General features: G+C 41.9%; 7 protein-coding genes and 1 pseudogene. 5 read left to right on the top strand and 3 right to left on the bottom strand.

What is annotated here, in order from left to right; translation table 11 throughout:
• Positions 1-410: 410 nt before the first annotated feature.
• The 3 genes and pseudogenes from F6K20_RS40610 to F6K20_RS13065 all read right to left on the bottom strand — a co-directional run bounded on the left by F6K20_RS40610 (position 411) and on the right by F6K20_RS13065 (position 2,991).
• Complete coding sequence (locus F6K20_RS40610) at positions 411-614, bottom strand: HNH endonuclease (protein WP_502708291.1); 204 nt, start codon at positions 612-614, stop codon at positions 411-413.
• Positions 615-721: 107 nt separating this feature from the next.
• A pseudogene (ltrA, locus tag F6K20_RS13060) lies at positions 722-2,238 on the bottom strand (group II intron reverse transcriptase/maturase); the annotation flags it as partial.
• Positions 2,239-2,814: 576 nt separating this feature from the next.
• Positions 2,815-2,991, bottom strand: a complete 177-nt coding sequence (locus F6K20_RS13065; protein ID WP_287294924.1) for a hypothetical protein — start codon at positions 2,989-2,991, stop codon at positions 2,815-2,817.
• Between the two features lie 167 nt (positions 2,992-3,158).
• Between F6K20_RS13065 and F6K20_RS13070 the strand changes: the two genes are divergently transcribed.
• The 5 genes from F6K20_RS13070 (at position 3,159) to F6K20_RS13090 (ending at position 8,909) form a co-directional block, all read left to right on the top strand.
• Positions 3,159-3,356, top strand: coding sequence for a hypothetical protein (locus tag F6K20_RS13070; RefSeq protein WP_287294925.1), 198 nt, complete (start codon positions 3,159-3,161; stop codon positions 3,354-3,356).
• Positions 3,314-4,309: a M23 family metallopeptidase gene (locus F6K20_RS13075; RefSeq protein WP_287294927.1), complete on the top strand. Its 996-nt coding sequence runs from the start codon at positions 3,314-3,316 to the stop codon at positions 4,307-4,309. Before F6K20_RS13070 ends, F6K20_RS13075 begins: the two co-directional genes overlap by 43 nt.
• 252 nt (positions 4,310-4,561) lie before the next feature.
• Positions 4,562-7,810 carry a CHAT domain-containing protein gene (locus tag F6K20_RS13080; RefSeq protein ID WP_287294929.1) on the top strand — a complete coding sequence of 1,083 codons (3,249 nt, stop codon included), beginning with the start codon at positions 4,562-4,564 and terminating at the stop codon, positions 7,808-7,810.
• An 11-nt stretch (positions 7,811-7,821) separates the two neighbouring features.
• Positions 7,822-8,178 (top strand): hypothetical protein, encoded by a 357-nt coding sequence (locus F6K20_RS13085; protein ID WP_008187315.1) that lies wholly within the window; start codon positions 7,822-7,824, stop codon positions 8,176-8,178.
• A complete protein-coding gene (locus F6K20_RS13090; RefSeq protein ID WP_287294930.1) occupies positions 8,178-8,909 on the top strand; it encodes a hypothetical protein in 732 nt (243 codons plus the stop codon). Before F6K20_RS13085 ends, F6K20_RS13090 begins: the two co-directional genes overlap by 1 nt.
• The last annotated feature ends 69 nt before the right edge of the window (positions 8,910-8,978 follow it).

Raw genomic sequence — 8,978 nt, forward strand, 5'->3', positions numbered from 1 at the left:
TATCATCCTTTGATGATGTTGTGATCCAAAATCACTAAACCATAAGTATTCCATTCCCGATTCCCAATTCCCGATTCCCGATTCCCAATTCCCGATTCCCAATTCCCGATTCCCAATTCTAAATTCCCAATTCTAAATTCTAAATTCTTAATTTCCTAAAAAAATAGCCGTAGAAATACTATCCACGGCTATGTCAATCACATATGTCAGAAGTTTACGAAACCCTTGGCCAAAGGGGGGAAACCCCCCCCATAATTTTAAGGTGTTATGGCAACAACCAATACTTGGTCATGGTAGTCATTAATTAAACTAAGCCAATAGGTCACCCTATTAACTCGTCTTCAAAACCGTACGTGACACTTTCGCATCATACGGCTCCTCATTATAGGAACACACTGAGATTGGTACCTCTAGAACGGATTCTCATCTAACTGTTTCGAGTTGACTTTGTTTCCGTGCTTAAAATCGTGACAATGAAGGTGTAGTAATTCCAGATTTTCATCCTTGTTACTTCCATCCAGTGCGCGCGGTATTATATGGTGCGTTTCCAACAAATCTCCATCCCTGTTCGCGAAGCGTCGGCTACGCCGAAGGTGAGACCACAATGAGCACATTTCCGGAAACGAAACCTTAGATAGTGGAGCCTTACTACAAAAGACTTCAACCTTTTACGCATAACCTACCAACTATAAAGGCTCCACTATCTTACGGTAACTTCAAACCCTTTTTGTCTTTTCAAAAGTTTTACCTTTCTACTGGTTGCTTCAGGGTGTTTACTCAGTCTGGTGCTCCAGTAAATTAGGTCTCCATCATATGGGCTTTTAGTGTCTTTGACCTTTTTATACCGTAGGATTTTGGTCGAGGCATGTAAGGGCAGGTAGTTTTCCTTCCCGGTCATGAACATCCAATTGTCCTTTCCGATGGTTCCCCAATATTTCTTGATTACCCAGGTTATTGATTTCTTGGGGTGTCTCCTTTTTCCCCATCTCCGAAGTTTTTTCCATAGCAGGTGTCCCAAGGTGCTGTTCGCGTAGCGTGGCCATAGGCCAAGGTTTTTTTACTACAGACTGAACTGTAGTAGTTACACCATCCTCGTATCATGGGTTTCAGTTGGCGTATTAATGCCTCCTGTGGGGCAGCTCTGTATTTATCTATGACTTTTGAGAGTTGCCTATAATGCTCTAGAACTTTTTCTTTTGACGGTTTGATGATGGTTTTAAACCCTTGTTTGGACTGGTTTTTACCTACTTTGTATTGACGAATATTGAATCCTAGGAAGTCAAATCCGTCAAAAGTGTGAGTAATCTTGGTCTTTTTTGGTTTTAATCCCAAACCCATGTCATTCAACCATTTGCTGATAATTTTTTGACATTCTTCTACCACGGTTTGGTCTTGGTGCATGATCACAAAATCATCCGCGTATCGGATTAGACTTAATGCTCTCCTATTCTTGGATTTATTTCCTTTCATAGTTTCTGCGAATTGTTTAATCCGTTCCTCCATTCCGTGAAGGGCTATGTTGGCCAAAAGAGGAGATATGACTCCACCTTGTGGGGTGCCCTTTTCTGTAGTAGAGAATATCCCTTTATCCATGACACCGGCTTTTAACCAAGACTTGATTAAGCGTCTGATGGATGGGTAAGTATTTAACTTACTCAGAAGTGCATCATGGTTGATTTTATCGAAACATTTGGCAATATCCGCATCTAGTACCCATTTGGGTTTTCTGCTGATATTGTTAAATGTTGCTTCAATGGCATCGTGACATGAGCGTCCTGGTCTGAATCCGTATGAATTGGGTTCAAAACGCGCTTCCCATTCCGGTTCTAATGCCTGTTTGGTTAGCGCCTGCAATGCGCGGTCGTACATGGTAGGGATTCCTAATGGGCGTTTTTCCTTTCTTCCAGGTTTGGGAATCCAGACCCGACGAGTAGGTTGTGCCTTTTTGGAGATTTTGAGTGAGTCTACTAAGGCGAGGCGTCTTCTTTGGTTAAGATGTTTGACCCCGTCTATTCCGGCAGTCTTTTTGCCCTTGTTCTCCTGTGTAACCCTACGCACCGCAATCATTTTTGCACTCCAGGATTTCATCAGAGTTTTTTGCAGCTTTCTTATCGCGCGGACATCACCACGTTCAGAGGCTCGAAATATTCGCTTTTGCAACTTAAATAGAGTCTTTTCTAACTTTCGCCAGTTGACTTTATTCCATTCCACCGTCTGGAAGCCCAGGGTTTTAGACATATCTATTGGTACTTACAACTATTTCTTTTCCTACAACGTGAGTCCGTCAGCGTATCCTAGGCATTACCCTAGGCGTTGGCTTCTGACTCAATCTTCCCCCGGTGCGACATACGGCTAACTACCTACTCAGAATATTCGACCTTTCAACAGAGTACATATCGGGGTTAATTCGTTCCTGATAACCATTCTATGGACTTTTAGGGCGGTACTTTTCACCGGGAATATTATGGGAAATCATTAATTGAGGGAAGAACCAATTAATCCTGTTCCATTGACTTTTGTCTGTGGCGTGTCAATCCATTTCGCCACGTCGTTCTAACGATGATTCAGACGTACCTTTCTCTCGTACCCATGAGTCCTCTGCCTGTTACTAACTTCCCCTGGATTGGTTCCGCTTCACTGTTCGACCCTTGCATTAATCCGTAAGTTCGTTATTTCTTATGAATCAGGGTAGGGCTGTCACTCGGATTTCACGAGGGATGGATTTTCACCATCATGGTTATCAAGTTGTCAAGGTTCAGTTTCCCGATACCAAGCGGCTAATCCCCCAAAACCCTTGTAGGGCAAGGTTTATAGTCAACGAATCGCACCTTCACCTGGAATATCGGTCGGCTCTAGAGGGGTCCACTCCGCAATCTCGGCATAGCCTAGGGAATAAAACATTTGCATACTATAAATTACTGATTCACGAGGACCTTTGAGAGTGTGCTGAGTAGGTTGTTTCTTGAAGTTGCGAGTAAATTTTTCTGACATTGTGAAAAAGTTCAGCTTGGTTTATATTTATTATTGTAATGATTATATTTTTAGTTGTCAAGGGTTTTTAATTTTTTTTTTAGGGTTAATAAAAAAAAGTTATTTGACCGATAATAGGCTAGATAATTTTATTTTTTAATATCATTTTTTTTGGTATAATTTTAATTATGCAGCAAGTTCCAGACCCAGTGGTGCGTTACGGGGCGGACTATACCAACCCTGGCTACGAGGCCAAAAATAAGGGCAAGTCCGCCCCTAACGCACCCTACGCACTCCCGACTCCCGACTCCCGATTCCCTGTTCCTTATTTAATGTTAAAATTATGTCCAACAATCCTAACTATGATGCTCTTAAGGCAGCAATGAAATCTTTGCACGACCAGACAGTATTTCCTGTGGCTGGTAAAGATTTCCGTCATATTGGATCGACGTTTATGTGTCGTACAGAAATCGATTCTGTCTCCTCAGACTTTCACCGTGGTATTGATATTGGAGAAATGGATGGTCAGGCTGGTGATGATGATATTATTGCTGCCTATGACGGGGTTTTTTGGGGATACCGGGAATACTCTGGTGCTGGTTTTACGGTGATGCTCAGTCATCAGTTTCCGACACCGTTTACTTACCATGGCAAAACAGTCAAGTATTTTTATACGTGGTATTGTCATCTCGACAAAGACAGCAGTTTGCCGATTGTTAGTGATTGGAAACAAGGAAAACATGGAGAAGCGATTAGTGCTGGTCAGTTAATCGGCAAAATGGGAAAAAGTGGAGAAACTAATGTGGTTCATTTGCATTTTGAGATTAGGATAGGTACTAATAATTCTTTAGAATATCAATTAGCAAATCCTAAGGTGACTCAATGGGGGTTCGATCCACATATTCACCCAATGCTACTCTACCAACCCCACGCTCCAGCTGCTTCACCATCGTTAACTCAGGTTGGTAGCTGTGTACCAGGAAATCCTGTGGTGCTGGAATATGCAATACACCGGGAGCAACCTCTGCTTAATCGAGTTGAAATTAAGATTATTGATCGTAGTACGGAAATGGCGGTTAAATCTCACGTTGTTGATTTAACTCTCCGGGAGGGAATGGATCCAACGAAAACCAAAAAATTGGATAACCTTGACCGGGATAAAACTCATTTTGAGTGTATTCCCTTTGGGTATCATCCAACAGTAAGTGAGTATAAGACGAAAATAATTATACCTGCTGAGTATATCGATAGTTACTTTGATTCTAATTATCAACTGAAGATTGAGGTATCTGATATTTGGGATTATAAAGTGGGTGAAATTTTGTCTCTTAGTGTTTAGGGAGCGGTGCGACCCGTGGCGAATTTAATTCGCCTACGGAAAGCGCACCGTAGGGAGTAGGGACTTCGGAGCAGTGTCAAGATATCCGAGGAGTGTTTGGTGTTACGATAAATTAAGATTGATTGTCATGATTTATTGATAAATGCTATAAATTATTAAATCTTGCTTCTTGCCTCTTGCCTCTTGGCTTTCCCTAAGAGATTCCGTTCACAACTCAAATAGAAATAGTATATTGACTGACCTGTCACTCCCATGAACGAAGAACGCCTCCAAGCCTATCGAAAGTTGATTGACCAACTACTCGCGGAGTCTAATGATCAAGAAGTCTCTCATATTTTGAATAGCTACCGGGATTTGGTTGATACGGGATTGCAGCAGACAATGCTGGCAGTGGCGGAAGATTTGCGAATCCAGGGCGATTTAGATAAGTCTAATTTTTTAATGAATATTGTAGGGGAGTTGATGGGGGTGCATCGCCACACATCTGATGCTCAACTCAACTTTCTCAGGCAGGTTCTGCAAGCAACTGAATACAGTAGTGTTGACCCGCAGGTAGTTTACCCATTACTGGCAGCAAATACAGACAAACTTAATGATAAGTTAGCAGAAAAATTGCGGGTTTGGGGAACAACTAGGCTGGCGGAAGCGGAAGCAGATGAAGCAAAAAATGTAGGATCAGTTATTGGAAATTTTAGCAGTATAATTCAGCAATTTCCTTTGGGGGACAAAGCCAGCAATATAGAAATTGCCATCACTGGCTATGAAATCGCACTAACTGTTTTCACCCGTGAAGCATTTCCCGAATATTGGGCAATGGCAAAAACTAATCTTGGTATTGCTTACCGTAACCGAATCAAAGGTCAGAAAGCACAGAATATAGAAGAAGCGATCGCTTGTTACCAACAAGCTCTTAGAGTTTATACCTTTGAGGCATTTCCTATTGATTGGGCAACGACACAAAATCATCTCGGTATTGCTTACGGTGACCGAATCAAATGTGAGAAAGCACAGAATATAGAAGAGGCCATCGCTTGTTACCAACAGGCTCTTAGAGTTTATACCTTTGAAGCATTTCCTATTGATTGGGCATCGACACAATATAATCTCGGTATTGCTTACCGTAACCGAATCAAAGGTGAGAAAGCACAGAATATAGAAGAAGCGATCGCTTGTTACCAAAAGGCTTTTAGAGTTTATACCTTTGAGGCATTTCCCGAAAAATGGGCAAGGACACAAAATAATCTCGGTAATGGTTACCGTAACCAAATCAAAGGTCAGAAAGTACAGAATATAGAAGAAGCGATCGCTTGTTACCAAAAGGCTTTTAGAGTTTATACCTTTGAGGCATTTCCCGAAAAATGGGCAAGGACACAAAATAATCTCGGTAATGGTTACCGTAACCAAATCAAAGGTCAGAAAGTACAGAATATAGAAGAAGCGATCGCTTGTTACCAACAAGCTTTTAGAGTTTATACCTTTGAGGCATTTCCCGAAAAATGGGCAACCACACAAAATCATCTCGGTATTGCTTACGTTTACCGAATCACAGGTGAGAAAGCACAGAATATAGAAGAAGCGATCGCTTGTTACCAACAGGCTCTTCGAGTTTATACCTTTGAGGCATTTCCTATTGATTGGGCAATAACTCAATATAATCTCGGTATTGCTTACGCTGACAGAATCAAAGGTGAGAAATCACAGAATATAGAAGAAGCGATCGCTTGTTACCAACAGGCTCTTCGAGTTTATACCTTTGAGGCATTTCCTATTGATTGGGCAACAACACAAAATAATCTCGGTAATGCTTACCGTAAAAGAATCACAGGAGAGAAAGCCGAAAATATCGAAAAAGCTTACACCACCTTTAAATCTGTCATAGAAACAGTTGACTCTTTGCGGAGTGAAATTCTTTCTGGTGATGAGACAAAACTTAAACACGCAGAAGAATGGAATGGAACTTATATAAACATGGTAGAAACTTGCCTAGACTTAACTAATATCACCGAAGCCATTGAATATGTTGAACGGAGCAAAACCCGCAATTTAGTTGACAAGATTCTCAGCCGTGACTTAAAAACCATCTTTCCTGTAGATGTTGCCACTAAACTAGAACAATACAGGGATGAAATAGCCATAGGTCAATATCAAATCCAGAATTGCAAAGCTGAAAATCTAAAAGTATTAGCACAACATCTCCAAGAATTGCGACAGCAGCGGAATGATTTACAAGGCCAATATTTACGTATCGGTTCTAGCTTTCAGTTTGATAAATTTCAGAACAATTTAGATGACCACACTGCCATTGTAGAATTTTACATTACACGGGATAAGCTGCTCACTTTCATCTTTACCCACCAAACTCAGCAGCCTATCGTTTGGGAATCTGATCCGAAAGACTTCAAAAAATTTCAAAAATGGGTAAATGGGTATCTCAGAGCCTACTACAACAAAAAATCCCATTGGCAACGTCGCCTGACTACCCGTCTACATTCCCTGGCGCAAATTCTGGACATTGATGAAATCATTCAGCAAATAACCCCAGAGTGCGATCGCTTAATTTTAATCCCCCATCAGTATTTACATTTGTTCCCCCTTCATGCTTTACCTATCAACAGTCAGCAGGGAGAAGGTAAATCTGAAATTCTGATGGATCGCTTTCCAGCAGGGGTAAGTTATGCCCCTAGCTGTCAATTACTGGAACTTGCTAAAACCAGAAAACGCCCGAACTTTACCCACCTGTTTGCCGTTCAAAACCCCACTGATGATTTAGTTTACACTAATATCGGAGTAGAAGTGATTAAAGGCTACTTCAATCCACCACCAGATACAGAAGTCCTCGTGGAAAAAGCTGCCACCAAAGCCGCCATAGATAGCAAGCCTCTCAACACTTACCACTGTGTCCATTTTAGCTGTCACGGTTACTTTAACTACGACAAACCACGTAAATCAGCTCTGATTTTGGCAGATGCCCACCTCAACCCTGCACCGGCTGAACTCAATCCAGAACAACATCTACCTTTGGATGACGGTGAAGTAATTGACTTAGACAAATGCCTCACCTTAGATGCAGTCTTTGCCCTGAAATTAGAACAGAAATTAGAACAATGTCGTCTTGTCACCCTCTCAGCTTGCGAAACAGGATTAATCGACTTCAAGAATAGCAGCGATGAATACATTGGTTTACCCAGTGGTTTCCTAGTTGCGGGTAGTCCAGCAGTAGTTAGTAGCCTGTGGAGAGTGAACGAGTTGTCTACAGCGTTGTTGATGATTAAATTTTATGAGAATCATCGAAAGATGATATCGTTGGCAGTTGCCCTCAACCAAGCGCAAATTTGGCTGCGGGATATCACAAAAGAAAAATTAGAGGAGTACATTGACAAGTTACCTTTGACTGTTGTTCAGCAATACATAATTAAGGCTAAGTTTCACAATTTTAATTCTACCGATAAACCCTTTAAGCAACCATTTCATTGGGCGGCATTCTGTGCAATTGGTCAATAGGAGTTAAGACTATGAAAGCTGAAAATTATCTATTTATATCTGCTTTTGAACAACTGCTGGACACCCAAGCTGAGTTGTTTAAAGACTCAGAAAAAAGGGAACTAGAAGCATTAATTACCTCATTACCAAATGATACTAAACAGCTAGCCGATGCGATCACTCGCTGGTGTATTTCTCACTCAGACATTAATAATGCTTTGATGGCTCTAATTGCTAGCAAACCAATCGTGGAGCAGGGACCTGGAGGCACTTTCCCCACTGATGAAACTAAAGCTGAAGACGAAAAAAACCAACGGGAAACCCTGATTAATGAGCTCCGCAAGAGTTATCCCCCAGAAACCCAAAAACCCAACACTCCCAAAGGCTGATGACTGACACCGCCTTGCCAATCAAAAACCCCAGCGTCACCCTTTATGCCTTCCATCTCTGGCAAGACTTAAGCCAAGAACTGGGACAGTTGCGACCGGATGCGGATCAGTTGTGGCAACACTGTGCTAATCTCAGCCAACCCCTAGCTATCCCAGAGCTGAAATCTTTACCTGAAAAATTACAATCCCCTGCAAGCCAAACAGCGATCACAAGCGATCACATAGACTTACTCCCAGGGAATGGTCGCTTAACATATACGCCACCATTGCAAATAGAAGGCTCTGCCCTAACAGTAGAGGTCTATCCCCGACAAATTCATGACACCTATGCCCTTGACCTAACCCTGTACTACCAAAATGTCACCGTTGCAGCCAGTCAATTTAGTCGGTTAAATCCCCAAGGGTGCCTCCTAGCCAGCAATATTCAACCTTCTTTAGGACAAACCTTGGTGCTCTATGGCGAACCAGTGGGCACTCCCGAGGAGGATAGAAAGTTAGCCGATGCCTGTGTGGATGGTTTTTTCCAGAGAACCGACCAAAAACCCCAATTTACTGCATCTGGGCAGTTATTTGGTAGCCCAATTTTTGCCTATGACAATGGTAAGGAGAAACCAACGGAGCAATGTCACCTTCTGGTCTGGTTAAACCGTCACCCAGAAACCTTAAAGCTGATTAGACCTCTCCAAAAACTTGAAACTTTCTCAGGCACTGCTTTTCAGCGATCAAATTGACCAAGTCAATTTTACGTTGAATTAACGCTATAATAAGCTTAAGAAGCTATTGATGTTAATTTAGCACTA

The sequence above is a fragment of the Moorena sp. SIO2C4 genome, from assembly GCF_010672485.1.
Taxonomy (GTDB): domain Bacteria; phylum Cyanobacteriota; class Cyanobacteriia; order Cyanobacteriales; family Coleofasciculaceae; genus Moorena; species Moorena producens.